At 67.7% G+C, this 25429-nt stretch carries 25 protein-coding genes and 5 pseudogenes; 19 read left to right on the top strand and 11 right to left on the bottom strand.

All coding sequences use genetic code 11. The annotated features are described in order from the left end of the window. Window positions 1–162 precede the first annotated feature (162 nt). Complete coding sequence (locus IO33_RS43810; RefSeq protein WP_051926414.1) at window positions 163–732, bottom strand: helix-turn-helix domain-containing protein; 570 nt, start codon at window positions 730–732, stop codon at window positions 163–165. A gap of 5 nt (window positions 733–737) precedes the next feature. Between IO33_RS43810 and IO33_RS54435 the strand changes: the two genes are divergently transcribed. After that, on the top strand, window positions 738–965 hold the full coding sequence (locus IO33_RS54435; RefSeq protein WP_483414655.1) for a DUF6368 family protein: 228 nt from the start codon (window positions 738–740) through the stop codon (window positions 963–965). A gap of 227 nt (window positions 966–1192) precedes the next feature. Here the strand turns inward: IO33_RS54435 and IO33_RS0105535 are convergent, their stop codons facing one another. From IO33_RS0105535 to IO33_RS54425, 3 genes and pseudogenes are all read right to left on the bottom strand, one after another. Then, the gene (locus IO33_RS0105535; RefSeq protein ID WP_031160850.1) at window positions 1193–1510 is read right to left on the bottom strand and encodes a hypothetical protein; all 318 of its coding nucleotides are present in this window, start codon (window positions 1508–1510) and stop codon (window positions 1193–1195) included. A gap of 268 nt (window positions 1511–1778) precedes the next feature. After that, window positions 1779–2183, bottom strand: a complete 405-nt coding sequence (locus tag IO33_RS54430) for a hypothetical protein (RefSeq protein ID WP_051926413.1) — start codon at window positions 2181–2183, stop codon at window positions 1779–1781. Between the two features lie 16 nt (window positions 2184–2199). Further along, window positions 2200–2436: pseudogene (locus IO33_RS54425) on the bottom strand (LysR substrate-binding domain-containing protein); the annotation flags it as partial. Window positions 2437–2846: 410 nt separating this feature from the next. Between IO33_RS54425 and IO33_RS0105525 the strand changes: the two are divergent. Both IO33_RS0105525 and IO33_RS43800 read left to right on the top strand, forming a co-directional pair. Then, window positions 2847–3068 carry a hypothetical protein gene (locus IO33_RS0105525; protein WP_157857799.1) on the top strand — a complete coding sequence of 74 codons (222 nt, stop codon included), beginning with the start codon at window positions 2847–2849 and terminating at the stop codon, window positions 3066–3068. A gap of 389 nt (window positions 3069–3457) precedes the next feature. Then, entirely contained in the window at window positions 3458–4516 is a 1059-nt protein-coding gene (locus IO33_RS43800; protein WP_051926411.1) for an ATP-binding SpoIIE family protein phosphatase, read from the top strand. A 235-nt stretch (window positions 4517–4751) separates the two neighbouring features. Here IO33_RS43800 and IO33_RS0105515 read toward each other — a convergent pair whose 3' ends face one another. Next, window positions 4752–6179, bottom strand: a complete 1428-nt coding sequence (locus tag IO33_RS0105515) for a cytochrome P450 family protein (protein WP_037684904.1) — start codon at window positions 6177–6179, stop codon at window positions 4752–4754. 225 nt (window positions 6180–6404) lie between these two features. Between IO33_RS0105515 and IO33_RS0105510 the strand changes: the two genes are divergently transcribed. From IO33_RS0105510 to mdlC, 4 genes are all read left to right on the top strand, one after another. Next, window positions 6405–7694 carry an acyl-CoA dehydrogenase family protein gene (locus IO33_RS0105510; RefSeq protein WP_078963303.1) on the top strand — a complete coding sequence of 430 codons (1290 nt, stop codon included), beginning with the start codon at window positions 6405–6407 and terminating at the stop codon, window positions 7692–7694. 81 nt (window positions 7695–7775) lie between these two features. Continuing rightward, complete coding sequence (locus IO33_RS0105505; RefSeq protein ID WP_031160841.1) at window positions 7776–8993, top strand: CaiB/BaiF CoA transferase family protein; 1218 nt, start codon at window positions 7776–7778, stop codon at window positions 8991–8993. 42 nt (window positions 8994–9035) lie between these two features. Then, window positions 9036–9815, top strand: a complete 780-nt coding sequence (locus tag IO33_RS0105500) for a crotonase/enoyl-CoA hydratase family protein (RefSeq protein WP_031160838.1) — start codon at window positions 9036–9038, stop codon at window positions 9813–9815. A 93-nt stretch (window positions 9816–9908) separates the two neighbouring features. Further along, window positions 9909–11519, top strand: a complete 1611-nt coding sequence (gene mdlC, locus IO33_RS0105495) for a benzoylformate decarboxylase (protein ID WP_031160835.1) — start codon at window positions 9909–9911, stop codon at window positions 11517–11519. Between the two features lie 18 nt (window positions 11520–11537). On the opposite strand, the gene IO33_RS0105490 is transcribed toward mdlC, so the two are convergent. Further along, window positions 11538–12800: a PucR family transcriptional regulator gene (locus IO33_RS0105490; protein WP_031160834.1), complete on the bottom strand. Its 1263-nt coding sequence runs from the start codon at window positions 12798–12800 to the stop codon at window positions 11538–11540. Between the two features lie 335 nt (window positions 12801–13135). Between IO33_RS0105490 and IO33_RS54040 the strand changes: the two are divergent. Next, window positions 13136–13363: pseudogene (locus IO33_RS54040) on the top strand (PAS domain S-box protein); the annotation flags it as partial. Window positions 13364–13447: 84 nt separating this feature from the next. Continuing rightward, window positions 13448–14333 (top strand): annotated as a pseudogene (locus tag IO33_RS52215) (AMP-binding protein); the annotation flags it as partial. A 199-nt stretch (window positions 14334–14532) separates the two neighbouring features. On the opposite strand, the pseudogene IO33_RS46980 reads toward IO33_RS52215, so the two are convergent. Further along, window positions 14533–14892 (bottom strand): annotated as a pseudogene (locus tag IO33_RS46980) (transposase); the annotation flags it as partial. Window positions 14893–14927: 35 nt separating this feature from the next. Continuing rightward, a complete protein-coding gene (locus tag IO33_RS43795) occupies window positions 14928–15500 on the bottom strand; it encodes a TetR/AcrR family transcriptional regulator (RefSeq protein ID WP_037684901.1) in 573 nt (190 codons plus the stop codon). A 146-nt stretch (window positions 15501–15646) separates the two neighbouring features. On the opposite strand from IO33_RS43795, the gene IO33_RS0105475 reads away from it, so the two are divergent. The 8 genes from IO33_RS0105475 (at window position 15647) to IO33_RS0105440 (ending at window position 22671) form a co-directional block, all read left to right on the top strand. Further along, on the top strand, window positions 15647–16465 hold the full coding sequence (locus IO33_RS0105475) for an SDR family oxidoreductase (RefSeq protein ID WP_031160826.1): 819 nt from the start codon (window positions 15647–15649) through the stop codon (window positions 16463–16465). A 142-nt stretch (window positions 16466–16607) separates the two neighbouring features. Further along, a complete protein-coding gene (locus IO33_RS0105470) occupies window positions 16608–17561 on the top strand; it encodes an SDR family NAD(P)-dependent oxidoreductase (protein WP_031160824.1) in 954 nt (317 codons plus the stop codon). A gap of 56 nt (window positions 17562–17617) precedes the next feature. Next, complete coding sequence (locus IO33_RS0105465; RefSeq protein WP_031160822.1) at window positions 17618–18376, top strand: SDR family oxidoreductase; 759 nt, start codon at window positions 17618–17620, stop codon at window positions 18374–18376. 354 nt (window positions 18377–18730) lie between these two features. Then, window positions 18731–18889, top strand: coding sequence for a hypothetical protein (locus tag IO33_RS50275; RefSeq protein WP_157857797.1), 159 nt, complete (start codon window positions 18731–18733; stop codon window positions 18887–18889). Window positions 18890–18970: 81 nt separating this feature from the next. Beyond that, window positions 18971–19096 carry a hypothetical protein gene (locus tag IO33_RS53475; RefSeq protein WP_280921748.1) on the top strand — a complete coding sequence of 42 codons (126 nt, stop codon included), beginning with the start codon at window positions 18971–18973 and terminating at the stop codon, window positions 19094–19096. A gap of 801 nt (window positions 19097–19897) precedes the next feature. Continuing rightward, the gene (locus IO33_RS0105450; protein WP_031160819.1) at window positions 19898–20872 is read left to right on the top strand and encodes a zinc-dependent alcohol dehydrogenase family protein; all 975 of its coding nucleotides are present in this window, start codon (window positions 19898–19900) and stop codon (window positions 20870–20872) included. A 118-nt stretch (window positions 20873–20990) separates the two neighbouring features. Further along, window positions 20991–21608 carry an NADPH-dependent F420 reductase gene (locus IO33_RS0105445; protein WP_031160817.1) on the top strand — a complete coding sequence of 206 codons (618 nt, stop codon included), beginning with the start codon at window positions 20991–20993 and terminating at the stop codon, window positions 21606–21608. A gap of 55 nt (window positions 21609–21663) precedes the next feature. Further along, on the top strand, window positions 21664–22671 hold the full coding sequence (locus tag IO33_RS0105440) for a zinc-binding dehydrogenase (protein ID WP_031160815.1): 1008 nt from the start codon (window positions 21664–21666) through the stop codon (window positions 22669–22671). A 99-nt stretch (window positions 22672–22770) separates the two neighbouring features. On the opposite strand, the gene IO33_RS0105435 is transcribed toward IO33_RS0105440, so the two are convergent. Continuing rightward, a complete protein-coding gene (locus IO33_RS0105435) occupies window positions 22771–23406 on the bottom strand; it encodes a TetR/AcrR family transcriptional regulator (RefSeq protein WP_031160813.1) in 636 nt (211 codons plus the stop codon). A 258-nt stretch (window positions 23407–23664) separates the two neighbouring features. Between IO33_RS0105435 and IO33_RS0105430 the strand changes: the two are divergent. Continuing rightward, window positions 23665–24251: pseudogene (locus IO33_RS0105430) on the top strand (winged helix-turn-helix domain-containing protein); the annotation flags it as partial. A 7-nt stretch (window positions 24252–24258) separates the two neighbouring features. On the opposite strand, the gene IO33_RS52205 reads toward IO33_RS0105430, so the two are convergent. Both IO33_RS52205 and IO33_RS52200 read right to left on the bottom strand, forming a co-directional pair. Further along, window positions 24259–24744, bottom strand: a complete 486-nt coding sequence (locus tag IO33_RS52205) for a transposase (RefSeq protein WP_245235700.1) — start codon at window positions 24742–24744, stop codon at window positions 24259–24261. A 10-nt stretch (window positions 24745–24754) separates the two neighbouring features. After that, window positions 24755–24916 (bottom strand): hypothetical protein, encoded by a 162-nt coding sequence (locus IO33_RS52200; RefSeq protein ID WP_245235699.1) that lies wholly within the window; start codon window positions 24914–24916, stop codon window positions 24755–24757. A 340-nt stretch (window positions 24917–25256) separates the two neighbouring features. Between IO33_RS52200 and rpmF the strand changes: the two genes are divergently transcribed. Then, complete coding sequence (gene rpmF / locus IO33_RS0105420) at window positions 25257–25427, top strand: 50S ribosomal protein L32 (RefSeq protein ID WP_031160809.1); 171 nt, start codon at window positions 25257–25259, stop codon at window positions 25425–25427. Window positions 25428–25429 lie beyond the last annotated feature (2 nt).

Below are 25429 nucleotides of genomic sequence, written 5' to 3'. Positions count from 1 at the left end.
TAAGACGGACTCGGAAAGTCTGCGCGATTACTGCCGCCGGAAGAGTCCATCGGCGCCAGTTCCAATCCGAAAAACGCTCCAGGACATAGTCGAGGAACTGGATGGCGGTCTTCTGATCGCACCGCGGGTAGATGCGTAGCACCCGCAGCCGAGTGCAGTCGTCTATGGCAGTGAACTGGTAGTACTTGGCCCGGCGCCGCACCTTTGGGGGCTTGCCGTGACGGGGGCCTGGGAGGCGGTCTTGGCTGGGACGCCGACCGGTTCGATGAACTTGACGTCGATCTGGGCCCGGTTTCCGGGCAGCTGCTTCTCGTAGCGGGTGTAACGCATGTCGTGGCGCTTGTAGCGCTGGGAGGCGGGCAGCCGGTTCATGCCCAGCTTCTTGAGGATGCGGTAGACGGCGGAGCAGGCGATTTCGGTGTCGTGGTACCTCTTGAGGTACATCTTGATCTTCATTGGGCCGAAGTGGTAGTTCTGCCGCAGGTAGACGATCTTGTTGACGATGTCGGCCTGGGTGGCGTGCGGGCAGTGGTGGGGCCTGCTGGAGCGGTCGCGCAGACCGTCAAGGCCTTCTTCCTGGTAGCGCCGCTGCCACTTGTAGAAGCAGTTCCGGCTGATCCCGTAGTACCGGCAGGTCAGTGAGACGTTTCCGGTGACTTCCTCGGCGTGGCGCAGGATCGCCAGGCGCCGCTGGGCTTGGCGATCCTGCTGCTGTCTGACGGAAGGGGGCATGTCGGATCTCCATAGTAGTCGGAGACCCAGGTGTCAACAACGTCCGGCAGCTTTATAGCCAGGCCCTGATCGGCGGCGTCGCCAACGCCGAGTCGAGGGAGGATCAGGTGCTGACCGGTGCCGACCTTCCAGGCATCATCGCAGTGACGACCGGTCCGTGGCCTGCCGCGTACGGGTCCGCAGAGTTCCTCAGAGCGTGGACTGAACAGCCCGGTTTCCGGCTCCTGAAGTAGCCGGAAACACGTCCAGCCGCCTCAAGCCGGCAGCCCGCGCTTGTGGAGGAGTGCGAACCCGGCACGGCCCGTACTCCCGCCGCCACAGCCTGGGGGCTCGGCTGCGGCACGGCCGCCCTGCGCTGCGCGACGAGGGGTACAGGGTCACCCGCGGGGGGGACGGCGGCGCACAGCGGCGCGACGCGAGCGCACCCAAGTACGGTGGCGGGCTACTGTTTCCACGGCGCTCAGCGGCGGGCGGCGGCTTCGATGTCGGCGATGAGCCGGTGGAGGCGCAGTGCGTGTGCGAAGTCGGGAACCTCATGGGTGTCCTTGGCCAGGTCCTCGGCGAGTGCCGCGTAGACGGCGGCGACATTGCGTGCGGGTCCGGCGCGTACGGCGGCCAGGTCGGCGTACGGGTAGGTGGGGACTGTCAAGGGGCTCACCTCGGTCGCGGTCCCGTTGCCGCCGGAGAGGGTCAGCTCGGTGCTCTGGAGGTTGCCGTCGGCGGATGGACTGGTCAGCAAGAGATCGCCGGAGGTGCCGTTGATCTCCCACGAACGCACGCCACGGCCTGACGCCCGCAGCGCGTCCGGCCATGTGTGGTGGGGCCGCGGGGGCTGCCCAAGAGGTCCTGGCTCGGTGGGGACCGAGGAGGCGGCCGACTCGGTGCTGCTGCCCGTCTCCGAACTCGTCACCACCGCCGTAGAGCACGCTCAGCCCCCACTCCGCCGACACCCGCAGGGGGCGTCGGCGCGGTTTCCGTCCAGCGTCACCTGTCCGTAGTGCACCTGCGAGGGGCCCGACTCATCCGCCTTCGCCCTGGGGGCGGGCTCAGCTGCTCACCGACCGGTCGAGCGCGGCGATGAACCGGCCGAGGTCATGGCGGTGCGAGTCGGCCGGCCACACGGCCCAGATGCGCCGCCCCAGCGGATATCCGACCAGCGACGACCAGGTCACACGGTCGGGCAGCGGCTGCTGCCACTCGGGCAGAGCCAGCGTGAACGCCTGCCCGGGCGCCACCGCCGCCAGCTTCACCTCCGCGATCAGCGCCTGCCCCTGTGGAGCCCCCGGGCCCAGGCCGTGGACGTGCCCGCGCAGGATCGCGGTCGGTTCGTCGTACCTGGCGGGGCTGCCAGAGCGAGGAAATCCGACCGGCTGCAGGCCGACGAGCGCATCCAGCGCGATGCCGCCCGGTCCGGCGGACTTCGGCGGCCTGCTCCGCAGCCAGCAGCACACCCAGCTTCTCCCGTACGACGAGCAGAGCGTCGAACCGAGGACCCGACGGACGCTCCCGCAGGACGCCGACGTCGGGCTCACCGGAGTGCAGTGCCACCAGTTGCTCGGCCGTGGAGAGGTGCCGGGCCTGCACGCGTGTGTCCGGATGCGCCTCGCGCAGCTCCGTCAGCGCCGGATCGAGCAGTCCCGTGGGCAGTTCGAGCGGGATCCCGATCCGCAGCGCCCCGCCACCCGGGCCGGTGTACCGGGCCATCGCGCGCAGGGCCTGATCGTGCCGGGCGAGTACCGCGCGCGCCTCCGCCAGCAGCGCGGTTCCCGCCTCGGTGGCCCGTACCCCAGTGCTGCCGCGCACCAACAGCTTCACCCCGAGTTGCCGGTCACGTCCGCTCACCGTTTGGGAAAGGGCCGGCGCCGGGGCGGCGAACGGGAGGGGAGACGGGAGCACCGCGGCTGCCAGTCGGTGGCCGTTCGCGGTACGGGCCGCTTGAACCTCCCCCGGGACGACTCGTTGCATCGTGCTTCCTTCGGTGACCAACGTTGGGTCCCGAGTACGAACGGTGCTGCCTTTCTCGTGTTCTGCGTCCGAGGGATTGATCCACGCCCGTCCGTAGCGTGATGGACAGCACGGAGGAACTTGATACTCAGATCTGAAAGGGGAACATCATGAGTGCACATGTGTCCCGCATGGGCCGCCTGGCTGCCGTCACCTCTGCCGCAGTCGTCCTCGCCTGCACCGGTATAGGGGTCGGCACGGCGTCTGCGGCGGAGCAGAGCCACGAGGTCGGCTACTCGGCTCACGGCGGCGGCGGCCACGGCGGTGGCGGCGACCACGGCGACGGCGACCACGGCGACGACGGCGACAGCTGGGGTGGGGGCGGTTACTAGAAACAGGTCAGGCGTTCCCGGCCGGGGCTTCCCGGTCGGGAACGCCTGCTGTGTTGCGAGCTGTTGAGGGCCAAATCGACGATGAAAGGCCGATTGGCCCGCTGGTACCAACTTCAAGTGAGAGGTGGTGTCCCGCGCCCAGTGGCTGTCGTGCCCCGCAGGCCTAGCGTCGAGTCAAGGGATGCGATCCGATCCCACAAACACACAAGGAGCGGGAAATGAACGCGACTACGTCCGCGGACGCACCACAACCGTCAGCCCTCGAGACGCCCCGCGACTCCCGGAGCCCGATCGCCCAGCACGCTGTCGACGTGGCCGTGCGCTATCGGCCTGCATGATCGGAGACATCGGGCGACTGGATCGAGCTCATCGCGCTGTCCGAGAATCGCGTGGCCATGGCCGTGGGCAGTGTTGTGGGCTGCGGCCCGCGTGCCCGCGCCTGGATCGGCCGGCTGCGCGGCGCAGTACGCAACCTCGCCTCGACCGGCCTGCCGCCCGACGAACTCCTGGGCCGTCTCGATCATCTCGCGACCCGGTGGGGGCGGGGTCCTGACGAATGGCAGGGCTTCTTCAGGGGGGCGACTTGTCTCTATGCGATCTACGACCCGGTCTCCCGGCACTGCGCGGTGTCCCGGGCCGGGCATCGGCCGCCCGCCGTGATAAGCCCCGATGGCCGGGTGGACTTCCCCGACGTGCCCGCCGGGCCGCCCCTCGGCCTGGGCAGCGGCTCCTTCACCACTGCGGAGTGGGAGGTGCCCGAGGGCAGCCAACTGGTGCTCTACGGCCACGGCCTGATCCAACGCCGACGACAGGGCACCGATGCCGGTTGCGAACTGCTGAGGAGGCTCCTGCGCCAAGCCGCCACCCGGAACGGCGTTGTGGGCCCGGAGGAGACCTGCGCGGCCGTGTTCGACGCACTGCTCCCAGTCCGCCCCGGCGGCCCCGTCGCGCTGATGGTCGCCCGCACTCGCGGCATGCAACCTGACCAGGTCGCCGACTGGGATGTGCCCGCCGAGCCGACCGCGGTGGCGGACCTGCGTGCCGCTGTTACGCGCCAGCTTGCGCATTGGGGTCTGAGCGATCTTGTCTTCACGACCGAACTGATCCTCAGCGAGCTGGTGAGCAACGCTATGCGCTACACCACTGGACCGATCCACCTTCGGCTGCTCTGTGACCACGCCCTTACGTGTGAAGTGTTCGACTCCAGCACCGCAATTCCCCATCAGCATCAGGCGTCCACCACGGACGAGAGCGGACGCGGTCTGTTTCTTGTCGCCCGGCTCGCCGAGCGTTGGGGGGCGCGACACACGCAGGCCGGCAAGGTGATCTGGACCGAGCAGCCCCTGCCGCAGACGCCGTCAGCCGGGATGGACGCGCGGCCAGTTGCTATGACGGGCCACCCCTCCCAAGGCAGTCGGGCAGGTCATTACGCCCCCTGCCCGGTGTGAGGAGAGGGCTAAGGGGACAGCAACCCGCGCGGGGGCTGCGACGGCCTTGTGGTCGGCCCGGCCCCCGTTCGTTTGCCCCGCTACCGACCAGACAGCCCCGGCAACGCGACGGGATCGCCTGATGGTTGGTCGTGCCGGCGCAGACGGTCCCCTTCGTTCTCCGCACGGTTCTTCTCACAACTGCGCGGATACGCCGTTGCAGACTCCGGCGTATCCGCGTCTCCAGCTGTGGTTCTCACGGACCCTGCCGAAAGCCGATGTTGTCGTCGATGACGGTGCGCGGCGAAACGGGCAGTTTCTCGGAATGCTCAAGGTCGAGCGCGGTGAATTCGATCCCGCGACTCCACACCGTTCGCAGGAACTCCTTGACGAACTCCGTCGTCAGTTGCTCGCCGCCGCATCGCCGGTAGCCGAATCCGAACGGTGCATAACCGGCCGTGTCACAGACCGGGTACGCGGTGCCGTCGACGACTCCGTACACGGCTCCGAAAACGCTGTTGGTCATCTCTGCCCGGCGGCCGTCCATGACGGAGAACGGTGTGGGTGGGAAGGGACAGCGCGCAAACCCTGCTTGGCGGCTTCTCGTCTCCGCGTCGTCGGCGGTCGTCGGCGCTGCCCGGTACCTGTCGGGATCGAACTCATCCGGGTTGCGCCACTGCCGGGGATCTCGGCTCGCCGAGGGGTGCAGGGTGAGAACATTGCCCAGGCGAGGATCGGCACCACGTTCGGTGCTCACGGTCGACAGGCTGCCTCCGTTCGGTGAAACCGTGCGGAAGAGCTCCATCACGTAGCGGTCGAGTGGGGTGAACGCGCCGCCGTCCGCCGTGTCCGGGCTGTTCGTCATCGTCCGCTGGAACCACGACCTGACGGCCTTGTCACCGTGGCCCGCGTCCAGCAGGGCCATGGTGTGGTAGATCATGTTGCCCCACTGGCTGAACGCCAGGAAGTTGTGGAAGCACTCGAAGACGATGTCCTCGCGGCGGAAGTGCTCGCCCCCTCGGCCGTTCTTGAGCCAGTAGTGGACGAAAGTGCCCTCCGGGTCGTCGACGTCGCCGTCGATCACTCTCTGCACCCGCTGGTCGATCCACTCCTTGAGCCGCGGGCGCAGTTCGCGCACCCGCATGATGTTCTCCCGCACGATGTCCTCGGTGGGATACCAGTGGCCGAGGACGGCGGTGAAACTGGCGCCGATCGTGCATACCTCGGGCGGGATGGCCTCGCCGGTGACGCCGAGGTGAAGGTCCCAGTAGAGGTCGAAGTAATTCTGGTAGTACTCGTGCATCAGGGGCTTGCCGGCGTTGGTCTCGGCGAAGAGCCGGGCGAGGAAGCCGTGGACCTTGGGGGCGTACTTCGCTGCGTAGAGGTCGGGCGTGGTCGCCGAAGCGTAGATCTTCTTGCGCTCGTTGTCCGGTCCTCGCTTGTCGTAGCCCGTGATGAAGACCGTGGTGCCCTCCTTGGGGTCGGGCGCCCACCCGTCGTAGAGCATGCCCCAGAAGTGCGGCGGAGCCGCGTTCTCCTTGCTCAGGGCGAGATCGATCATGGGAAGTGCGGGCCGTTCGCCCACGTACTCGCTGCTCTTGAGATAGGGCACCACGGCGCGCTCGATGTAGTCCGGGTCGAAGTCCGGTGGAAGCAGTCCGACCCATGCGTTGGGTGTGCTCATGTCTGTTTCCTCTGATCGTCGGGTCAGCTCGGGCAGCCGAGGTGGCGCGGCGGCTCTCCCCGGGCCATGGTGCAAGGCTGGCGCGCAGGCACTACCGGGCGAATTAGGTCAAGAGCACCAATTTAGATGTAAATATGGTGTTCCGGGCCTAATGGTCGCGCCGCTGCTCGCTCCTAGCGTCGTTCTCACTGACGCAATCGGATCCCCGATGGGACGGAGCGGAACATGAAGGCGACACAGGGCACGACAGCCGACCCGGGCCAGACCGTGCTGAACGGCGCTCTCCCGAGCGGCAACGGAAAGCCGTCCGGGGTGGAGCCGCCGGTACTGGGCGGACCGGAGCACACCGACTACTACCTGCTGGACAACCTGCTCTCCGACGAGCAGCGGGCCCTGCGGAAGAAGGTCCGCTCGTTCATGGACCAGGAGGTCACCCCGATCATCAACCCGTACTGGGAGCGGGCGGAATTCCCCTTCGAGCTGGTGCCCAAGCTGGCGCAGCTGGACATCGCCGGCTTTCAGATTTCCGGCTACGACTGCCCGGGGATGAGCAACCTGACGGCCGGCCTGGTGATCCTCGAACTGGCCCGGGGCGATCTGAGCATTTCGACGTTCATGGGGGTCCACTCGGCCCTGGCCATGATGTCGGTCGGACTGCTGGGCTCCGAGGAGCAGAAGCAGCGCTTCCTGCCGCCGATGGCGCGCCTGGAGAAGATCGGCGCCTTCGGCCTGACCGAGCCCGCGCACGGCACGGACGTGGTCAAGCTGGAGGCGACCGCGCGCCGGGACGGTGGTTCCTACGTCCTCAATGGCCACAAGAGGTGGATCGGCAACGCGAGCTTCGCCGACTACGTGATCATCTGGGCCCGCGGCGACGACGGGCATGTGGGCGGCTACGTGGTCGAAAAGGGCACACCCGGGTTCGACGCCCAGGTCATCCAGGGCAAGACGGCTCTGCGCTGTGTCCAGAACGCACAGATCTCCCTCACCGACGTCCGGGTGCCCGCCGAGAACCGGCTGGCGAACGTGAACACCTTCCGCGACACCGAGAAGGTCCTGCTTGCCTCGCGCTTCTGCGTCGCCTGGGAGTCGATCGGCGCCGCCATCGCGGGCTACGAGACGGCTTTGGCCTACGCCAAGCAGCGCAAGCAGTTCGGGATGCCGCTGGCCGCCTTCCAGCTCGTCCAGTACCGGCTCTCCCGGATGCTGGCAGACATCACTGACATGCTGTGCATGCAGTTCCGTCTCAGCCAGCTCCTGGACGAGGGCGAATACTCGATGCCCCGGGTCGCGCTGGCCAAAATGCACTACACCGAACGAGCCCGGGCCATCCTCGCCGACGCTCGCGACATGCTCGGCGGCAACGGGATCCTGCTCGATTACCACGTCGCCCGGCACCTCTGCGACATCGAGGCCATCGACACCTACGAGGGCACCGACACCGTGCAGGCGCTGATCGTCGGCCGCGACATCACCGGCTACAACGCCTTCGTGCCTGTGGCGCCCAGTCACTGACCCGGCGTGTCTCGCGACGCCCCGTGACAGCGGGGCGGTTCCGGGCGCCGCGCGCGACCCCACTGAGGACAAGGAGTAGTCATGAGCAACACGCCCCTCCTGGAGGGACTTCACGTCGTCGACCTCGCGAGCTTCATCGCCGGGCCCGCCGCGGCCACCGTACTCGGTGACTTCGGCGCCGACGTCGTCAAGGTGGAACCACCGCATGTGGGCGACGCATACCGTTCGCTCAGCCGCATCCCTCCCAACCCCCATGTCGAAGGGGTCAACTACCCCTGGCAGCTGGACAACCGCAACAAGCGCAGCATCGCGCTCAACCTCAAGTCGCCCGGCGCCCGGCCCGTGCTCGAGAGTCTGGTGCGGTGGGCCGACGTGCTGGTGACCAACTTCCCGCCGCGGACGCGCGAGAAGCTGGGCCTGGAGTACGACGCTCTGGCCGCCCTCAATCCCCGGCTGATCTACGCCGATGTCACCGGCTTCGGCGAGGAAGGCCCGGACGCGCATCTGCCCGGCTTCGACGTGACGGCGTACTGGGCGCGCAGCGGCCTGATGGACCTCACACGCCAAAGGGACGTGCCGCCGGCCATGAACGCGTTCGGATCGGGCGATCACTCCACGGCGATCACCCTGTTCGCCGGCATCATGACCGCGCTGTACCGGCGGGAGAAGACCGGCCAGGGCGCACGCGTCACGGCCTCACTGCTCGCCGAAGGCGCCTGGGCGGCGAGCATGTGGCTGCAAGCCGTGCTGGTCGGGGCGAAGTCCCCCAGGCCCATCGACCGGTCCGACCCGCCCAACGCGCTCGGGAACATGTACCGGACGGCGGACGACCGCTGGATCGTCCTCGTCTTCGCCAACGAGGACAAGCAGGTCCCGCTCTTCCTCAAGGCCATCGGTCATCCCGAGGCAGCGGAGAACCCGCGCTACGCCGACAGCCCGAGCCGCCGCGCCCACGCCGCCGAGATCGTTGCCCTGCTGGACAAGACGTTCGCGGCTCGCTCTCTGGCCGAGTGGCGCGAGGTGCTCGACGCCGCGGGCCTCACGTACGGAGTCGTCCAGACGCTCGAAGAGTGCGCCCACGACCCTCAGCTCCTCGCCAACCGGGTGTTCGTACCGATCGACGACGGCAACGACGACCCGCACCTGACCATCGACAGTCCGGTCCGACTGGACCAGGAACAGAAGGTCCGTCCGGGCCCGGCCCCCGACCTGGGCGAACACACCGAGTCAGTGCTCCGCGACCTCGGCTTCGCCCCCGCCGGAATCGAGGAACTGCGCAAGGCCGAAGCCATCGACTGAAGCCACAGCTCAGCAGCGCCAGGGAAGAAGGGAACCACCACCATGACCACGGTCACAGACACGCCGACCGTACGGACCGAGGAACGCGACGGCATCTTCGTGATCACGATCGACCGGCCGAAGGCCCGCAACGCCATCGACGGGGCCACCGCCAGGGCCTTGGCCGCCGCCGTCGACCGCCTGGAGTCCCGCGACGACCTCAGGGTCGGCATCATCGGCGGGGCCGGCGGTGTCTTCAGCGCCGGCATGGACCTCAAGGCCTTCGCGGCCGGAGACACGCCCATCGTCGAAGGACGGGGCTTCGCCGGCATCACACGCTCCCAGATCAAGACCCCGCTCATCGCCGCCGTCGAGGGCTATGCGCTGGGCGGTGGAACCGAGATGGCGCTCGCCTGCGACATGATCGTGGCTGCGCGGAACGCCACCTTCGGGCAGACCGAGGTCCACTACGGCATCGTGCCGCCCGAAGGAGGCATGGTGCGCCTGCCCGAGCGTATCCCGCGCAACATCGCCCTGGAGCTTCTGCTCACCGGCGAGCCGCTGCCCGCCGAGCGCGCCGAGCGATTCGGCCTGGTCAACTACCTCACAGAACCGGGCCAGGCCCTGAAGCGGGCCCTGGAACTGGCCGCTCTTGTGGCGCACAACGCGCCGCTGGCCGTGACAGCCGTCAAACGCGTCGTCAACGAGCGGCGGGCGTTCAGCGACCAGGACGCCTTCGTCGAGCAGGACCGGATCGTCGCACCAGTGCTGGCGTCCCACGACGCGCAGGAGGGCGCCCACGCCTTCGCGGAAAGGCGCCCACCGCACTGGCAGGGCCGATGACACCAGCCCCGCCTGACAAGTGCTTGCGGGCCCCCGCCCAGGGCCGCCACACAGGCACAGCCACCTCCGCACCGCACGAAAGGGCGACCCATCATGACTGAGCAATCCACCGTCCGTAGCGTGACCTACGACCTGCTGCGGACCCTGAAACTCACCACGGTCTTCGGCAATCCCGGCTCCACCGAGCAGACGTTCCTTCAGGATTTCCCCGCTGACTTCACCTATGTCCTGGCGCTGCAGGAGGCGTCCGTCATCGCGATGGCCGACGCCTTCGCCCAGGTGACCGGCCGCCCCGCGCTGGTCAACGTGCACTCCTCGGCCGGGCTGGGCAACGCTGTGGGCAACCTGGTGGCGGCCTACCACGGAAACACGCCCCTGATCATCACCTCGGGACAGCAGCATCGGGAACTGGTGATCGGGGATCCGTATCTCGGCAACCGTGAGGCCACCACACTGCCGAAGCCGTGGGTGAAATGGTCCTACGAGTCGGCCCGCGCTGAAGACGTCCCCGACGCCTTCATGCGGGCCTACGCGGAGGCGCTGCAGCCGCCGGCAGGACCTGTCTACCTGTCGATTCCCATGGACGACTGGAAGCGGCCCCTGTCCGGTTTTACCCGGGTGCGGACGGTGAGCGACCGCGTCGCCCCCGACACCGAGCGACTGCGCGGATTCGCCGACCGCATCTCCGCAAGCCGGCGTCCCGCGCTGGTCTTCGGGCCGGATGTCGACCGTGCCGGCGGCTGGGACGGGGCCGTCGCCCTGGCGGAAAAGCTGCGCGCGGCCGTCTACGGCGCCCCGCTCCTGGACCGCGCCTCCTTCCCGGAGGACCATCCCCTCTTCCGTGGCCCGCTCGGCATGTCGGTGAAGACCATCAGCGACCGGCTGACCGGGCACGACCTGGTGGTCGTGATCGGCGCGGAAGTGTTCCGCTACTACCCCTACGTGCCCGGCGACTACCTCCCCGCAGGCACCGAGCTCCTGCAGATCACCGGTAATCCGGGGGTTGCCGCGGCGGCACGCGTGGGCGACAGCCTCCTGGGCGATCCCAAGTTGGCGGTCGAGCTGCTCCTGGACATGGTCGCTGAGGGATCCGCGAGGACCGCTCCGGAACCGATGCCTCGGCCCCGTGAGCTGCCGCAGGCGCCGAACAGCCCGCTCACCCCGCCGGAGGTCTACGCCACCCTGAGCAGAGTTCGGCCGTCCGACGCGGCCATCGTCAACGAGTCGACCTCCACGATGGCGCAGCAGGTCGAGTGGCTTCCCACGGTCAGGCCCGGATCGTTCTTCGCCACGGCCAGCGGAGGCATCGGCTGGGGCACCCCAGCGGCGGTGGGGGTCGCGCTGGGCGACCGGGACAGGGGCGTCGACCGGCCGGTGATCGGCCTGATCGGCGACGGCTCCTTCCAGTACTCCGTGCAGGCCATCTATACGGCGGCCCAGCACAACCTCCCGATCGTCTACGTGGTCATGCGCAACCACGAGTACTCCATCCTCAAGTCGTTCGCGGTACTCGAGGAAACGCCAGGCGTTCCGGGACTCGACCTGCCGGGGCTCGACATCGCCTCCGTGGCCCGCGGCTTCGGATGCCGCGCGGTCGACGTGGAGACAACCGAGGACCTGGAGCGGGAGTTCAAGGCGGCCCTCTCCACCGACGACACCACAGTCATCGTGGTCCCCACCCAACCCCAGAACGCCATGTTGTAGGGCACGATCCCATGCATGTCAGGCGGGGTGGGCGCGAAGGAGCGTCGAGCCGAGGTACTGAACGGCGCGCAGTGCGACTTCCAGATCAGTGTGCCCTTTCTGGACCGGCCGTCCCATGATTTCCTCGGCTTTGCGGATGCGGTACTGCACGGTGTTCTTGTGCAGAATTTGGGCGCTGGCGGTGGCAGTATAACTGCAGTTGGCGTCCAGGAAGATTTGTGCCGTCTCCCGAAGTCGTGCGGAGTTCTCGTCATCGACGGCCAACGGACCGAGGATGCCCCACACCCATGCGCGCATGTCGTCGATGTTCGTGGCCATCAAGGCGATGGGAGCGACAGTGGAGAAGTCGGTGAACTGGGGGGCCGGATTGGCCGCTGCCGCAAGTTCCTGCGTGCGCAGTGCCTGTCGGTGCGTGGAGCGGAATCCCTCGATGCCGTAGCCCACGCATCCAGCGCTCATGTGCACAGAAGGATCGCTGCGCTCGACCACATTCGACAGCTGTTTCCAGGAGACGTCGCTGTGCGAGCCGAGCGGCAGCCAGGCCCAGGACACCATGGCGTCTCGGGGGACGAAGAGCGGCCTGGCGGGGCAGTCGAGCTTCCGGGCGATCTCGTTGATGATCCGGCCGAGTACGGCCAGCCCCTCGCCCTCACCCTTCAGTGCGGGCAACCAGGCCACCAGCCCGAGGTGATACTGCAGGATCCGGTAACCAAGAGTTGGTTCAGCCCAGTTGAGATCGATGTCCTTCTCGGTGAGGATGTCTCGCACGCGCGCGGCGCGCGCGGCGGTCTGGCTGAGCAGCCAGTGATCGCGTTCCTGTTGGTAGACCACGATGACATGCTCGGTCACCCGGTCGATGTAACCGAAGCTCACCTGAAGCATGCGCCGGTTGGCCGCAGTCACGAGATCCGCGTCGGCGCCCTGTCGGTTGAGTTCGTCCAAACACCACTGCAGAAAACGCCAGTGGCCGATCCTGTAGGCCCTGACCATCGCGCTGAGAGAGATGTCCCTCTGAGCCAGCCTCCTGGCGTACTCAAGAGCAGCTGCAGGGCCCTCGACCTTTTCCAGAGGAATACCATTATCGAAAATGTGCAACAATGTGGCGACATTTTCAGCGATACTCGCATTCAGGATTTTAGTGACGGTTGCGTCGCCCCTGAGTTCCGGAATCTCGGCAATAACATACTCCCCTATGTCGCGGCCAACTTCCGGGAGGTGTGACCCTACGTTCTCCGCGACCACGGACAGTTGTTTTGCCGCCTCTGGATGCTCCGCAGCCATACCTCAACCCTACAGGGTGGTCCTGGCCCGTACGCAATCGTCAAGACGCGATAGGCCGCACTCCCTCGAGCCTGCGCGAATACCGCCGACGGATTGGTTCATCGGCACCAATTCCGACCCGGAGGTCGTACTGTGCGCCCAGTGGCTGTCGTGCGGTCCACGCCTAGCCTCTGGTTACTGAAGGGACTCTCCGACGTGCCGATCCGGGGGGAATCGACTCGTCTTCAAGCCGTTCTTCGGAAACGTCCCAGGGGTGATCCGAGTTGAGCAATATTCTCCGATACAGCGTCACAGAGCCGCTGAGCCCTCGAGAGGTACCCGACTCTGCGATTGCGATGATCGACGGCGAGGGGACGGTGGTCGGTTGGACCAGCACCGCGCAGCAGCTTGTCGGATACGCCGCCGGGGAGGTGGTGGGTCGGCCCGTCTGGTTCGCGCTGCCATTTCTCCAGAACGCATTTCACGCATGGGCGGCCTGCGAGCAGCGCCGCGCCAGGGGCGGCTGGTCCGGCACAGCGACGATCCGTCACCGCGACGGCCGCACACTCCATGCAAGCCTGCGTGTATCGCTGTTGTGGGGGCGCGACGGAGCAGCCCACTGGCTCGTCTCCGGCACCGATATCGCCGCGCTCTCCGCGGGGAAGACCGCCGCCCGCATGGCCGGGCTGCTCCAGGACCGTGGCGTGAAGCCCGGCGACCGAGTTGCGGTCATGCTGCCCAACGTGCCCGAGTTCGCCCTCGCCTACTTCGGCGTACTGCGGGCCGGCGGCATCGTCGTCCCGATGAACCCCCTGCTCAAGTCCCGCGAGGTCGCCTACTACCTCGGCGACTCGGGTGCCCGGCTCCTGCTCGCCTGGGACGCCTTCGCCGACGAGGCACGGGCCGGTGCGCAGCAGGGCGAGGCCGAGGTGGTCGCCGTCGGTGCCGGCGGATTCGGTCCTCCGCTTGCGTCCGCCCCATCCGCCGAGGACCTGGCCGACCGGCACGAGGACGACACCGCGGTGATTCTCTACACCTCGGGTACGACCGGTCAGCCGAAAGGCGCTGAACTGACCCACGCCAACCTCACTCGCAATCGTGATCCGCGGGCACAACGTGATGAAGCGGTACTGGCAGCGCCCCGAGGAGACCGCCGCCGCGATCCGGGACGGCTGGTTGCACACCGGCGACCTCGGCCGGATCGACCAGGACGGATACTTCTGGATCGTCGGACGGAAGAAGGACATGATCATTCGGGGCGGGTACAACGTGTACCCCCGCGAAGTCGAGGATGTGCTGTACGAGCACCCTGCGGTCGCCGACGCCGCGGTCATCGGCCTCCCCGACGCCGATCACGGTGAGGAGGTCGGGGCGGCGGTCGTTCTCAGGCCGGGCTCACAGGTGACAGCCGAGGAACTGCGTGAGTACGTCAAACGCCAGGTCGCCGCCTACAAGTATCCGCGCAAGCTATGGATCGTGGACGCGCTGCCCAAGGGACCGACCGGCAAGATCCTCAAGCGCCAGATCGTCCCGCCGAATGAGCCGGACAGATGAGGCGACTGGGCTCGTTCATGCTTTCGTCGCAGCCGGCCAGACGGCGGACAGTCGGCGATCACCCACCAAGTAATAGCTCAGGTCGGCCCCGGCCCCTTCGCTCTGGTCGCCGAGGGCGTGCCGGACGCGGTCGCTCTTGCGTCCGCCGCTGTACCAGAACCGGGTGTGCGTCGCCCAACTGCGGCTCCTGCAACCAGGCCCTGTCCGACAGACAATCTTGGGTGGGTTCACGGAGCCAGAGGATGAGTGCGGCGAGGTGGACTCCCACCGTGTAGCGAGCGGCGAGTTTGTCCAAGCGGGTGGCGATCGCGCGGAACTGCTTCAGGCGGCTGAAGCAGCGTTCGACGACATTGCGGGCCGTCTAGAGATCGCGGTCAAAGGCCGGCGGTCTGCCGCCGGCCTGCCCGCCCCGCACACGGTTGGCCTTCTGGTCCGCCCGCTCCGGTATCACGGCTCGGGCGCCGCGCCTGCGCAGGGTCTGGCGGATGGCCCGGGACGAGTAGGCCTTGTCCGCGATGACCGCGTCGGGCCTGCTGCGGGGTCGTCCAGGGCCGGTCCGCCTCCACCCCCAGGCAGAAGCCTTCCCCTCACCCGTCACTCGACGGGCGTGCCGGGGCCGGCCTGCCGTAGGCAGCGTTCCAGGCGTCGCAGATACCCGTTGAAAGTCTCTTCCGCAGGCCAGGTCTCGTAGGCGGTGATCGTGGCGGCTACCGCGAGGTTCAACTGGAGGATGGGGGTCAAGTCGTCGGCATCGGTGATGCGGGACTCCACCCAGCGCCTCAGGTCGTTGAAGAACTGCTCGCCGAAGCGCTGGGCCGACTGGGCGAAAGCCGGTGATTGCGCCTTGAGACGGCGCTGCAGCGGCATACGGTCGCGCAGACTCTCGCAGAACCCCGTCAGGATCGCGGTGAGCGAGTCCCAGAGCGGTTCGTCCGCAGGGCGCTCGTCCATCAGGCCCTGCCAGGTGAGCCGTTCCTCAGGGTCCTGATCTAGGACCGCGGCGTCCTTGCCGGCGAAGTAGTTGAAGAAGGTGGCGCGCGAGACATTCGCCGCTTCCGCGATCTGCTCGACCGTCGTGGCCTCATAGCCCTGCTCGTCGAAGAGCCGCAGCGCGGCGGTCTGGATGGCACGCCAGGTCGCCAGCTTTTTGCGCTCGCGCAGGTTCATGTGGTTCCTCCCATGAGCCCATGTTACGTCGATACCTGTACGGATACATTTCTGGATGAGGCTATCTTTGGACTAGTCTAACTTTATGGGTTACAGTGAATCCCGGTGCCGGGGCAGCCCCGGGAGGCCACCCTCAAGGAGAAGTAGTGAACAAGGTCTGGTTCATCACCGGTACATCCCGCGGCATCGGCCGCGCCTTCGCCGAGTCCGCGCTGGCGCGCGGGGACAAGGTCGCTGCGACCGCGAGGAACGCGGTGACGCTAGAGGATCTGGTCACCAAGTACGGCGACGACGCGGTCCTGCCACTGACACTCGACGTCACCGACAAGGCGGCCGTCGCCGCCACCGTGGATGCGGCGCACGAGAAGTTCGGCCGCCTCGATGTCGTGGTCAACAACGCCGGCTACGGACTGTTCGGCATGGTCGAAGAGGTCACCGAGCAGCAGGTGCGCGACCAGATGGAGACGAACTTCTTCGGCGCGTTCTGGGTAACCCAGGCCGTGCTGCCGATCCTGCGCGCGCAGGGTAGCGGCCACATCGTGCAGGTCTCGTCCGTCGGTGGCGTCGCCGCCTTCCCGTCGCTGGGCGCGTACCAGGCATCCAAGTGGGCGCTGGAGGGCTTCAGTGACTCCCTCTCCCAGGAGGTCGCCGGCGCGGGGATCAAGGTCACCATCGTCGAGCCGGGCGGCTTCAGCACCGACTGGGCCGGTTCCTCGGCCACGCATGCCGAGCTGAACCCTGCCTACGACGCGGTCCGTGAGGTGATGGCGGCCCGCATGGGCGAGGCCCGCTACAGCGAACCGGCCAATGCCGGTGCCGCCCTGCTGCAGATCGTCGACGCGGAGAACCCGCCGCTGCGTGTGCTGTTCGGGACCGAGCCCATCGAGATCATCGAGCCGCTCTACGCCGAACGACTCAAGACCTGGGCCGACTGGCAGCACGTCTCCCAGGTCGCGCAGGGCTGACCAACCCGTCACAGACCGGCGACGCAGGAACCCCTCCCACCCCCTGGGCCTGGCGGCCAACCCTTGCCGAGTGTCGGACTCGTTCGACAGTGACCACACATGACGTGGTCCTCGGCTCCTCACACATCAGGAGACACAGTTCATGTCCGTCCCTCAGACTCCCCGCACGTTCAGTGCGACCACAACTGCCGCCGAAGTGATCGACGGCGTTGACCTGCACGGCCGCCGCGCCGTGGTCACCGGAGCCAGTTCCGGGATCGGGGTGGAGACTGTCCGCGCACTCGCCGCGGCAGGCGCCGACGTCACCTTGGCCGTCCGGAACACCGACGCGGGCGCACAGGTGGCGGCGCGCCTGGAGGCGGAGCTTCCGTCCGGCTCGGGAAAGTTGTCGGTTGGCCGGCTCGATCTGTCAGACCGGTCGACGGTAGCTGCGTTCGTGGCGGCTTGGGACGGTCCTCTGGACATCCTTGTCAACAACGCCGGAGTGATGGCGCCACCCCAGATCGCCCGCACAATTGACGGCCGGGAATGGCAGTTCGGTGTCAACCACCTGGGCCACTTCGCCCTCACTGTCGGCCTCCACCCGGCGCTCGCAGCGGCGGACGGCGCCCGGGTCGTCGCCGTGAGCTCCATCGGGCACCTCTTCTCCCCGGTCGTCTTCGACGACCTCGACTACCGCTATCGCCCCTATGACCCGTGGACCTCCTACGGGCAGTCCAAGACGGCTGTCGTCCACTTCGCCGTAGCCGCCGCCGAACGCTGGGCCGACGACGGGATCAGCGTCAACGCCGTGATGCCGGGCAACGTCGGTGACACCGGCCTGTCCCGCAACACCGACATGGAGGCGGTGGCCGGGATGATGGCCGCAGGCGAACTCGCCCTGCCGCCGGGCAAGACCGTCCAGCAGGGCGCCGCGACCTCCGTCCTGATAGCCGCATCCCCGGCCGTGGCCGGCGTCACGGGCCGCTACTACGAGGACTGCGCCGAGGCCAAACCCGTCACCGAGCGCGCCGGAGCCATAGCCGGTGTCGCTCCCTACGCCCTCGACCGCGACAACGCCGCGCGTCTTTGGGCCGTATCCGAGTCCTTGATCTAGCGCCTCTCCCGGGACTAGGAGCGACACGTTCGAACCCGAACTGGAATGAGCGAGAAATGACCGATCTGACAGGCAAGACAGCCCTGATCACAGGCTCTGCGCGAGGTCTCGGCAAAGCGATCGCGCTGCGTTACGCGACCCTCGGTGCCAACATCGTCGTAAACTACGCCGCCAACCGGGAGGCAGCGGACGCCACGGTCGCGGAGATCGAGCAGCTGGGCGTCAAAGCGCTCTCCCTGCAGGCTGACATTTCCAAGGTGTCCGACATCGAGCAGCTCTTCGCCCAGGCCCTTGAGCAATTCGGGCAGATCGACATCGCCGTCGCGAACGCCGGCATCGAACTGATCAGCGTTCCCTTCGTCGAGATCACCGAGGATCAGTTCGACCGTCAGTTCGCCATCAACACCAAGGGCACTTTCTTCACCCTTCAAGCAGCGGCCCGTCACGTCGTCGACAACGGCAGGATCATCTACATCAGTTCGAGCACGGCGGCTCTGCCGTTCGCCGGTGAGGCACTGTACGGCTCGAGCAAGGTGGCGCCGCATTACGTCGTGCGCGTGCTGGCGCAGGAGCTCGCGGACCGGGGCGTCACGGTCAACACCATCATGCCGACGGCGATTGACGGCGCGGGCGTCTTCACCGCGGCCGACCCAGATCACCCGATCCGGCAGTTCGTCACCAGCCAGCCCGGGCGCATCGGCCGACGGATGGGGACCGTGGATGACGTCGCTGACGCAGCCGAGTACCTTGCCTCGGACCTGGCTGGCTGGGTCAGCGGGCAGGGTCTGGTAGTGGCCGGCGGCGCGCTGCAGTGACCGTGTCGCGCCATCGGGCGGCACAGCCAGGGTTGGCCGAGGCGCTCGTACCGGTCTCGGCAGCGAGCACCAGCGGGTGATCTCCTGTCGCCGACTGGCCGCCTATCGGGTGAGTCGGTGACGCATGAAGCGGACCGCGGGGCCGATACGGGTCCTACTAGTAGAGCTTGGTCAGCTTCACTCGTGAGTGGCGTGTCTGTTGGGCTGTCGGTGTCGTTGTGGTGGTGTGCCACCTGGGGAGATGGCCGAGGTCCGGGAGGACTTGGAGGCGTTCACGCCGGAAGAAGACGGCCTCGCCCGTTTTCGAAGACGAAGAGTGGCTTGGCGTCGAGGGCGGGTGTTTCGGCGCGCGCGATGGCTTCAGGGAACCGTTCGAGCGGGAACGGCTGGCCCTGGGGGATGCTCAGCGGCAAGGGCGGCGGATCGGCGCAACTGGCCCAGGGCGGCGGCCTGTCCTCGGACCGTCTGCGGCACGCCCTGGAGTCCGTACCGACAACTCTCCACGAACGCTGAGGTCTTACGGCTCGCCTCCGTTCGAGCGAACGTGCGGCCGCATGCGACAACTCCCGCCACAGTGAGGGGAGATATGAATACATGACCGTTACCGTTCAGGTCGACACGACCCGCCTTGGGGCCACCCTCATCAATGTGTTCACGGTCTCTCCCGACCGTCAGGACGAGCTGATCGAGCGCTCGCCCGTGCGACTGAGGAGACCATGAAGCACCAGCCCGGCTTCGTCTGCGCCAACTTCCACGCCTCACTCGACGGTGAGCGGGTGCTCAACTACGCCCAGTGGGAGACCGAGGAGCACTGCAGGACGATGCTTGACAACCCCGAGAATGTAGGAGAGCCCCGACCAGGCGGGGCGGGCTCCCGCCTCTTGGACCGGCCGGCGCCTGGCCGTGCGAGGGCCGGAGGCACTGCGCTTCCCTCACTCGTCCGGGGCGGACGAGGATCGATGACGAGACGGCCCCCGCCGCTGACCGCAACCGGTTTGGCCAGGTGGTGGCCTGAGTCGTTCGCTTGACTGAGGCCACCCTGCGTCTGCCCGACCTGGGTCAGGCCGCCTCGACCACTGCCTCGAATGCGGCACCGGTCAGGGCGAGTGCCTCTCCGGTTGCGGCGCCCCGGTAAGGGTTCTTTAGTGGTAGGTACAAATCTGGCTGCACCAAGCGGTGCACGAGGTGGCGGGCCGGAGCAATCCGTCGTCGGTGGGCGTTACAAAGTTGCCGGGCACGAGTTGCCGCGGGTCTCTGTGCTGTGGTTTCAGCCGGTCTCCGGAGGCATTGCATCGAAGAAGAAGCGGACAACAGCAGACAACTGAATGGCAAGGCCGGTTTGGTGGCTGCTTGACCGGCATCAGTCTGTCTCCAGCCCGCCGGTTCCTCTCCGAGGGCTCTGCCGTTCCCCTCGCGGGCCGAGCAGGACCGAACTGGATGCACCCGCGGAAACCCTCGGGGCCGAGCCGTCGACGTCCAAAGCGGTCTCTCGAACTTCGACGAGGCAAGGAGTCGTGTCCCATGCTCGCCATCCACCTCACCGAGTTCGGGGAACCGGAGAAGAGCCTGGAGGTGACGGACGTGCCCGAGCCCCCGGCCCCCGCCGCCGGACAGGCGCTGATCCAGGTTGAGTACGCCCCGCTCGACCACCACGACCTCCTCCTGGCGCAAGGCATCTACCCCGTACGCCCTGAGCTGCCCACCGCCATCGGCAACGAGGGCGTCGGCACGGTCGTGTCCGTGGGGCCCGGCGTCACGGAGGTCCGTCCCGGCGAGAGGATCCTGCTTCCCTTCGGGGTCTTTTCCTGGTCCGAGCGGGTCGTGGCCGAGGCAGCGGACCTGACCGTCGTGGACAGGTCCATCAGTCTGGAACAGGCAGCGATGCTCACCATCAATCCCGTCAGCGCGGGACTTCTGGTCGGCATGCGTGACCTTCCGGCCGGTTCCTGGGTGGTGCAGAACGCGGCCAACAGCGGGGTGGGCCGGTCCGTCATCGTGTTCGCCAAGGAACGAGGGTTGCGCACGATCAACATCGTGCGCCGTGCGGAACCCGTGAGCGAACTCCGTGACCTCGGCGCCGACATCGTGGTGGTCGACTCCGCGGACGCCGGCGCGCGCGTGCGGGAAGCCATCGGATCCGATCCGGTGCTCCTCGGCCTCGACGGTGTCAGCGGAGCGGCGACCGCGCTGTTGCTGGACGTGTTGACCGACGGCGCCCTGCTGGTGGTCTACGGGTATCTGAGCGGCCGGCCGTTCACGCCCGATCCTGACGTGCTGGGGACGAAGAACATCACCACGACGGAGTTCTGGATGTACCAGGACGAGTTTCTTCCCCGGCTTCCGGCTTTGAACGCGGAGTCCGCGCGGCTGGTCGCCGAGGGAAGACTCGTCCTGCCCTCCGCGCCCGTCTACGAGGCGGCGGACTTTCCCGAGGCGCTCGCGTACTTCCGGGAGAACGGCAAGGTCCTCCTGGACTTCAACCCGCATCGCGCGTAGGCGCCGCCGCACCTGCCGCTGAAGCCGGGACCATCCCGGCAGGAAGCGGCCGGAGCCGATCACACCGCCGCTGCCGGGGCGTCGGCACGGACCCGACATACGATCAAGGATGGGCAGCATGGCCGCATACAGCACCATCGGCATTCTCGGGGCGGGCGAGATCGGGCGGCCCATCGCCGACAAGGCCGTCCGTCACGGACATGAGGTACTCATCGGCAACAGCCGGGGCCCGGAGACACTCAAGGCGGTCGTGGAGCAGCTGGGGCCGAAGGCCCACGCCGTGACAGCAGAGGAGGCGGCCCAGCCGGACCTCGTCTTCCTCGCCGTGCCGTTCTTCGCCGTCACCGACCTGACCGGCCTTACCGACTGGTCCCGGAAGATCGTCGTCGACACGACGAATCAGTTCGCCGCGGCCAACCCCTGGAGGGGCCGGTACGACGTCGGTGACCTCACGGGCAGCGAGTGGGTCGCCGAGCGCCTACCCGGGGCGCGGATCGTGAAGGCGTTCAACAGCCTGTTCGCCGCGTTCATCGCCGCGGACCCGCAGCACGAGGAAGGCCGTCAGGTGGTCTTCTACGCGGGCGACGACGCCGACGCGAAGGCGGCCGTGTCCGGTTTGCTGGACCAGTTCGGGTTCGCCGCACTGGACCTTGGCGGTCTGCGGGAGGGCGGGCGGCTGATGCAGCTCGACGGCCCGCTCAACGCACGGCACTTCCTGCTTCAGGATGCCGGCTGACGTCCCAGACCTCGCGCCCCCCGGCCACGCACGCCGAACACACAGGAGGAGCGTCATGAGCCGTCGTGCCGTCTACACCTGCGGCGGGTCTCCCGCCGACGTCCTGACCGTCATCGAGGAGCCCGAGCCGGCTGCGCCCCAGACCGGGCAAGTACTCGTCCGCGTCACCGCGTTCCCCATTCACCCTGGTGATCTCCAAGCGGTCGAGGCGTACCAAGGCAGCGGCGGACAACCGGTCCCGGCCGGTGTCGAGGCCACCGGCGTGGTGGAGGCCGTCGGCCCGGACACCCCGGTGGCGCCGGGGGTCGAGCCCGGCGCACGGGTGACGGTCTTCCCGCACCCGGGCGCCTGGTCCCAGTGGATCACGGCGGCCTCCCGGGCGGTGGTCGCCGTACCGTCAGGGGTGTCGGACGAGGTCGCCGCGCAGATGCTGGTGAACCCGATCACCGCCGTGATGCTGCGCCGCGAGGCGGAGGCACACGCCTCCATCGGGTACGACGGTGTGTTGCTGCAGACTGCCGCCGGCTCGTCGGTCGGACGTCTGCTGACCGCCGTGAGCCTGGCCCACAACATCTCGCTCGTCAACGTCGTCCGCAGTGAACGCGGTGCCGCGGCACTGCGAAACCGCTTCCCGGACGTGCCGGTGGTGACGACGGACCATGCAGGCTGGGCCGATGAAGTCCGCGGCGCGGCCGACGGCCGCCCGCTGGGCGTGGCACTCGATCCGATCGGCGGGAAACTCGCCGAGAGCCTTGTGGACCTGCTGATGCCAGGCGGAACGCTCATCTGCTACGGGCAGATGGCCGCGGAGCCGATCTCGCTGCAGGCGTCGACGCTGCTGCACAAATCGCTGACGCTGCGCGGCATGACCGTCGGCCAGTGGTTGTCGGACACCTCCCTCGACAGGCAGGCATCCGACGTCGCCGCCGCGAAGCTGATCGCAACGGCCGCCAAGGACCAGTTCGACGTAGCCGGCACCTATGGCCTTGGTGACCTGGCAGAGGCCATGGAACACGCGCAACGGCCCGGCAAGGTCGGAACCGTCCTCATCCGCCCCTGGTAGCCCTCCCCTGCGCTGCTGATCGTCCTGTCCGGGGGCCAGACCTCCACGGCGTGCGGCCCCGGCACGGAAACCCGAGGGCTGTCTACGTAAGACCCCGGGTCACAGCGCTGAACGGCCCTCTTGCCGATCCGGCGCCCGCTCGTTCGTCGACGCACGGGGCAGAAGGGCCAAAGCCTGCTTGGCAGCACCGATAACAACCTCCGCTGCCGCTCCCGCCCTGCCCAGGGCCTCCAGCCCTCGCAGCACAGCAAGGAGAAGGCTTGCGAGCCCGTCCGTGTCCGCGTCGGCATCCAGCGAGCCCTCCTCTTGGGCCCGGGCGATGCAGTCCGCCAGCTCGCCGTACAGCCCGCGGACGGTGGCAGCAGTCCGCTCGGCAACGCTCTTGTCGACTGCGGCGAGTTCCGTGGCACTCCTGGCCATCATGCAACCGCGCCGCTCCACGTCCCTGCTGATCGCTTCGGAGATGTCGCATACAAGGCGTTCCAGGCGAGGCAGGGCCGGGCCCGGGCCGCGCAGAGCCGAACGCCAGGCTCCGATCGCGTCACTGTTGTAGTTGTCCAGAGCCTGCAGGAACAGGGCGTGTTTGTCTCCGAAGGCCCCGTACAGGCTTCCGCGTCCCAAGCCCGTGACAGCGCTCAGATCGTCGATGGAGGTCCGGTCGTAACCGTGGGACCAGAACTGGTCGCGAGCAGCCCGCACAACCTCCCCGTCGTCAAACTGCCGAGGCCGAACCATGAGAAAACTGTACGCCGTGAGTGGGGCATTATGAGGCGAAGACAGGACAGTACGAGCCTGTTTCGAGGCTTGCAACACCGGCTCGCCCTAACGGCCAAGCTTGCGCTTCCCGCCCCGCTCGCCCTCAGAAGGGCACCCCAGGGACCCCTATGATCCGACCCCTACTTCTCCGACGGCTGGGAGTCGCCATCAGCGCTACTGGGATTTTCGGCCCAGGGCGACGAACGATGATCTCGCTGGTGAGCGTATCCCGGTGTGATGCGGTATCCCGATGTGGGCGGTCTGACCGCGAAGCAGCGGGCTCAGCGGGAACAAGTGCGGGTCTTGGCCGCCGAGTTATTCGTGCAAGGGGCGGCGCCGCCGCAAGTCGCCCGGCGGTTACGGGTCTCCCGCAAGTCCGCGTATGCCTGGCACGCTCGCCGGCTGGAGGGCGGCATGGACGCCTTGCGGTCCAAGGGACCGTCGGGCAGGCCGTCACGGATGAAGCCCGACTGGCGGGTGTGGCTGGCCGCAGAGCTGGAGAAGGGGCCGGCCGCGCATGGCTGGGCGGAGGACCGGCGATGGTCGCTTGCCCGTATCGCCATGGTGATCGCGCGGCGTTTTCACGTGCGGTTCAGCCCGGCGCAGACCTGGCGCATCCCGCGCCAGATGGGCTGGACGGCGCAGGTCCCCGTGCGCCGGGCGGCCGAATGCGACGAGGACGCGGTGGCTACGCGGATCAAGGAGACGTGGCCGCGGGTGGAAAGACGGTGAGGGACCAGGACGCATGGCTGTGCTTCGCGGACGAATCGGGACAGCATCTGCGGCCGCCGAAGGCACGGACCTGGTCCCGACGCGGTCACACGACAGCCCCTACGAGCGGGGTCCTGACTGTAGCTGTCTGACCAGGTGGAAGACCTCCCGGGCCGCGTACCGTTTGAGGCAACGGACGATTTCGCGCCGGGTCTTGCCCTCCTTGATGCGGCGCTCGTAGTAGTCCTGGGTGCGTGGGTCGACCCGCAGGCGGGTGAACACGATGCGATGCAGCGCAGCATTGGCCTGCCGGTCGCCGCCGCGGTTGAGACGACGGTACTGCCGGCGTCCCGAGGAACGCTCGACCGGACTGACCCCGCACAAGGCAGCGGACGACGCCTCACTGCCCAGCCGTTCCGGGTTGTCCCCCACCGCGATCAGCAGAGCGACGGCCGTGTCAGGACCGATCCCCACCACCTCAAGCAGTTGCGGGGCATGACATTCCACGAGCCGGGCCAGACGAGCGCCCACATCCCGGATCTGCTCGGAGAGCCGGCCGATCCAGGATGCCAGCAGACCCAGCGTGATCCGAGTCGCCTGCAGCACCGACTCTTCGCTAGACCTCCTCGCGACAGCTCACCTCAGCGAACCGCGTACAGGTCCGGAAGAGTTCGGCATTGCCCGGTCCGGCCAGCTCTTCCCGCAAGGCGGGATCGGCAGTGATCAGGACGGACTTGCGCTGATTGATGGCCTGCGTGCGGGCCTTGACGGCCGACACCTTCGTGAGTTTGTACATCCTTGCGATGTGCACCGGCCCGTCGCCCGCTTTGGCCCGGCTCGGGCCCTCCCGCTCTATACGGCTCGCGCCGCGCTCTCGGCATCGAGCGGATCCGATTTGCCGCGCCGACGCCGATCTGCCCGGTCCATCCGATTCACGTCAAACACATCTATGCCCTGCGCCAGCGGATAGCGGGACAGGGACGCTCCGAAGGAGCCGGTGTGCACTCCACCCCGGCGGGGGTGGCGGCGGAGCATTCGCCCTGCAACGCACCATCGATTTCGTAATGGTGTTCATTTTCATGTAGCCTTTTCTCGCCATCCCAACCAGGAGGACCCCCATGGCCGTTCCCAAGCGGAAGATGTCCCGCAGCAACACCCGCCACCGCCGCGCCCAGTGGAAAGCAACCACGCCGACGCTCGTACCGGTCACCGTCGACGGAGTGTCACACCTGGTACCGCAGCGGCTGGTGAAGGCGTACGAGCGCGGGCTGCTGCGCCCCGAGGGCTGAGC

Source organism: Streptomyces durhamensis (genome assembly GCF_000725475.1).
GTDB classification, from domain to species: Bacteria; Actinomycetota; Actinomycetes; order Streptomycetales; family Streptomycetaceae; genus Streptomyces; species Streptomyces filipinensis.
The sequence above is the reverse complement of the archived record's forward strand: the minus strand, read 5'-3'. Positions and strand labels throughout refer to the sequence as shown.

Coding starts and splice junctions, on each gene's coding strand:
- IO33_RS43810 (WP_051926414.1), bottom strand. CDS start 732: ATGCCCCCTTCCGTCAGACAGCAGCAGGATCGCCAAGCCCAGCGGCGC.
- IO33_RS0105445 (WP_031160817.1), top strand. CDS start 20,991: ATGGCCGCATACAGCACCATCGGCATTCTCGGGGCGGGCGAGATCGGG.
- mdlC (WP_031160835.1), top strand. CDS start 9,909: ATGACTGAGCAATCCACCGTCCGTAGCGTGACCTACGACCTGCTGCGG.
- IO33_RS0105470 (WP_031160824.1), top strand. CDS start 16,608: ATGTCCGTCCCTCAGACTCCCCGCACGTTCAGTGCGACCACAACTGCC.
- IO33_RS0105500 (WP_031160838.1), top strand. CDS start 9,036: ATGACCACGGTCACAGACACGCCGACCGTACGGACCGAGGAACGCGAC.
- IO33_RS0105435 (WP_031160813.1), bottom strand. CDS start 23,406: ATGGTTCGGCCTCGGCAGTTTGACGACGGGGAGGTTGTGCGGGCTGCT.
- IO33_RS0105465 (WP_031160822.1), top strand. CDS start 17,618: ATGACCGATCTGACAGGCAAGACAGCCCTGATCACAGGCTCTGCGCGA.
- IO33_RS53475 (WP_280921748.1), top strand. CDS start 18,971: ATGACCGTTACCGTTCAGGTCGACACGACCCGCCTTGGGGCCACCCTC.
- IO33_RS0105440 (WP_031160815.1), top strand. CDS start 21,664: ATGAGCCGTCGTGCCGTCTACACCTGCGGCGGGTCTCCCGCCGACGTC.
- IO33_RS50275 (WP_157857797.1), top strand. CDS start 18,731: ATGGCTTCAGGGAACCGTTCGAGCGGGAACGGCTGGCCCTGGGGGATG.
- IO33_RS43795 (WP_037684901.1), bottom strand. CDS start 15,500: ATGAACCTGCGCGAGCGCAAAAAGCTGGCGACCTGGCGTGCCATCCAG.
- IO33_RS0105490 (WP_031160834.1), bottom strand. CDS start 12,800: ATGGCTGCGGAGCATCCAGAGGCGGCAAAACAACTGTCCGTGGTCGCG.
- IO33_RS0105515 (WP_037684904.1), bottom strand. CDS start 6,179: ATGAGCACACCCAACGCATGGGTCGGACTGCTTCCACCGGACTTCGAC.
- rpmF (WP_031160809.1), top strand. CDS start 25,257: ATGGCCGTTCCCAAGCGGAAGATGTCCCGCAGCAACACCCGCCACCGC.
- IO33_RS0105450 (WP_031160819.1), top strand. CDS start 19,898: ATGCTCGCCATCCACCTCACCGAGTTCGGGGAACCGGAGAAGAGCCTG.
- IO33_RS0105525 (WP_157857799.1), top strand. CDS start 2,847: ATGAGTGCACATGTGTCCCGCATGGGCCGCCTGGCTGCCGTCACCTCT.
- IO33_RS0105510 (WP_078963303.1), top strand. CDS start 6,405: ATGAAGGCGACACAGGGCACGACAGCCGACCCGGGCCAGACCGTGCTG.
- IO33_RS0105505 (WP_031160841.1), top strand. CDS start 7,776: ATGAGCAACACGCCCCTCCTGGAGGGACTTCACGTCGTCGACCTCGCG.